This window comes from Microcystis sp. M53598_WE2, assembly GCF_030067735.1.
GTDB classification, from domain to species: Bacteria; Cyanobacteriota; Cyanobacteriia; order Cyanobacteriales; family Microcystaceae; genus Microcystis; species Microcystis aeruginosa.
The window spans coordinates 1-2,440 of record NZ_JASJFE010000546.1; the positions used below are offsets into that span (position 1 = coordinate 1).

Consider the following 2,440-nt stretch of genomic DNA (forward strand, 5'->3'; position numbering starts at 1 on the left):
ACTTCCTGAATAGATAACTGACTAGCCAACAGTTTCAGAACAAATCCCACAGTGATACGCATTCCTCGAATCGTTGGCTGTCCAAGACATATTTGTGGATTAACAGTAATACGGTCTAGCTCTTTAATCACTGTGGAACTCCTGAGATAAACTTATTCTGTATTGTTACATACAGCAATGAATCATTATCGCCCTAACTCTTGTGTTGGCAATGAATTGGCAATTAATCAGAATCAATCTATAGCGTTTCGCTCAAGCCAACCTAAGAGGCTGTTGTGTTGACGTTGAAAGCTTTGGTGTGTTCTTCTCGAATTTTATGAATTTCTTCAGCATACTTGAGAGTAAACCCGTAGGATTCCGCAGCCTTTTCCGCAGCAATGCGAGACTTAACTAAATAGTCATGGATAGACGTGCATTCCTCCGATAATCTTGTTTGAGTTTTATCTTTTTCTTGCAAAATCTCTGAGTGGATCATAAGTTATTCTCCTCTTTGAATAGTTCAAGTGGTGTGACAATTTCAGGTGTTGACAAACCAAGGCGGGCATTGATAACGCGAATATGCTTCCGTTTGTTAGCATTCGCTAGGTGGTTGCAATTCCAAGTAACGAGATATTGAATGTCGAAATAGCTGGCATAGGCAAGATGTAGAGCGTCGCCCACAAGAGACCTTGGCATGACATAGTTGGCAAGATAAAACTCGACAACTTGTTCAAGAGCAGAAGTCGGCGGTAGTAAAGGAATCCTCGAAACCAAATGAATAATTTCAGCTTTACGCGGATAGTTTCCGTTGGTTAGTTCTTGAAGCACGGCATCCGAAATATATAAATCATAATAACTGGACATCTCCGACCACCACTTCCTTGTGATTTCGGTAAAAGTTTTTAGAGCTTCACGCTCATCAAAGTAATAACTCGGAACCGTGGAATCCAAGTACACTTTTTCTTTCATGATAATAACTGATCGACAAGACTAAATTAAAGCCTGAAGCAGCGGTATGGTAGCCCCCTCTATTCTACTATCCTATCTCTGTAACGAAGTTGTTGCACTGTCATGCTTGACCTCGATCATCTCTCAGAGCGATCGCACTTGGACTTGATCGCATTGAAACTTCTCCATTTTATCCCAAACATTAGTTGCTTGTTCCGAATCTAGGAGTTGAGCAAGTTTCTGCGCCGCTGCGTGTGAATTAAGCGGCGACGAGAGTAAATATGTTGCTCCTGGCTGTAGGCTTGGCTCCTCGTCCTTACTTATTTCTGCGATCAGAAATTGCATCACCTTCAACTTGTCTGCACGAGGCAGACTTCTCAAAGTAGGGAATAGCTCTGCTATAGTCATCTGGCTTAGAGGATTGCATTACCTTTCCATTTTCTCATAAAGCTATCTATTCACCGTGGAAATTTATCATAACTGAGCCATTTTCGATCCACTATTGTTTCGTTCAACCCCACCTACAAGATCTGCATTTGAGCGTTGGCAATATGTTTACAGTTCCATGTTAACAGATAAAAGTTGCGGACAGTATGCAGGTGATCGGTTACGCTTCGATATACTGGCAATAGGTGGCTGGTTGTGGAATTGGCAGCCCTTCCTCTTGTAAACCATCCAGATGAAATTGAATTGCTTCTTTCATATTTTCTGCGATTTCCTCTAGGGTTTTACCAGTAGTAACACAACCGGGTAAATCGGGAACATAAGCGGAATAGTTATTTTCAGCTTTTTCGATAATAATCGCATAACACACGATTTCTATTCCTCAATTATTTGATTTAATTTTTCCTTGAAAATCGTTTCTATTTCTTTATAGGACATCGTTTGAGGTGCGGGTTCATCGAATTGGAAGTTTACGAACACGCACAGAGTCATCGCTGATAGTAATTGCCGCACCTTCTGTCAGTTCCGTTTCCACAGTCAGTAAAACATCTAGAAGCCTTTGAGCAACTACATCAGGTCTGGCAGAAGATAACCGTAATGTAATCAAGCTAGGCAGTCCATAATTATTGAGGGCTACCAGCAGGGAAAAGTCTAAGTCTTGTGTTAAAATAACTTGACCTTCCACTCTGGCAAGTTCCAAAATCTCCGCGTCGGCAGCAGTGGCAGGTAAAAAGTCTGTAGTGCGTACTATGTCGTAGCCCTGTAACCTTAAAGCCGCAACTGTCAAAGGGGAGATATGAACATCAGCTAGTAAACGCAGACTACTCATGCCGAAGTGAAGCTAACGATATAATCGGATACAGCCCAAGCTGCATAATTAAGAGCCTGACGAATATCTTCCTCCTCTAACTCTGGATAAGCCTCTAAGACTTCCTGAATAGATAACTGACTAGCCAACAGTTTCAGAACAAATCCCACAGTGATACGCATTCCTCGAATCGTTGGCTGTCCAAGACATATTTGTGGATTAACAGTAATACGGTCTAGCTCTTTAATCACTGTGGAACTC

Annotated in this window: 6 protein-coding genes; all 6 read right to left on the reverse strand. The window is 41.7% G+C overall.

Translation table 11 applies throughout. From position 1 onward, the window contains the following. Nucleotides 1–131 (reverse strand): DUF433 domain-containing protein (locus tag PX636_RS11180; RefSeq protein ID WP_288117210.1); only part of this gene is annotated, 131 nt, incomplete at its 3' end. 131 nt (nucleotides 132–262) lie between these two features. Next, nucleotides 263–475 (reverse strand): hypothetical protein, encoded by a 213-nt coding sequence (locus tag PX636_RS11185; RefSeq protein WP_002763392.1) that lies wholly within the window; start codon nucleotides 473–475, stop codon nucleotides 263–265. Next, nucleotides 472–948 (reverse strand): type II toxin-antitoxin system VapC family toxin, encoded by a 477-nt coding sequence (locus PX636_RS11190; protein WP_002763393.1) that lies wholly within the window; start codon nucleotides 946–948, stop codon nucleotides 472–474. Before PX636_RS11190 ends, PX636_RS11185 begins: the two co-directional genes overlap by 4 nt. 586 nt (nucleotides 949–1,534) lie before the next feature. Beyond that, nucleotides 1,535–1,741, reverse strand: a complete 207-nt coding sequence (locus PX636_RS11195; protein ID WP_069474600.1) for a type II toxin-antitoxin system HicB family antitoxin — start codon at nucleotides 1,739–1,741, stop codon at nucleotides 1,535–1,537. Between the two features lie 84 nt (nucleotides 1,742–1,825). Next, complete coding sequence (locus PX636_RS11200; protein WP_002733650.1) at nucleotides 1,826–2,200, reverse strand: DUF5615 family PIN-like protein; 375 nt, start codon at nucleotides 2,198–2,200, stop codon at nucleotides 1,826–1,828. Beyond that, a complete protein-coding gene (locus tag PX636_RS11205; protein ID WP_002775448.1) occupies nucleotides 2,197–2,430 on the reverse strand; it encodes a DUF433 domain-containing protein in 234 nt (77 codons plus the stop codon). The genes PX636_RS11200 and PX636_RS11205 overlap by 4 nt, the downstream gene beginning before the upstream one ends. Between the last annotated feature and the right edge of the window lie 10 nt (nucleotides 2,431–2,440).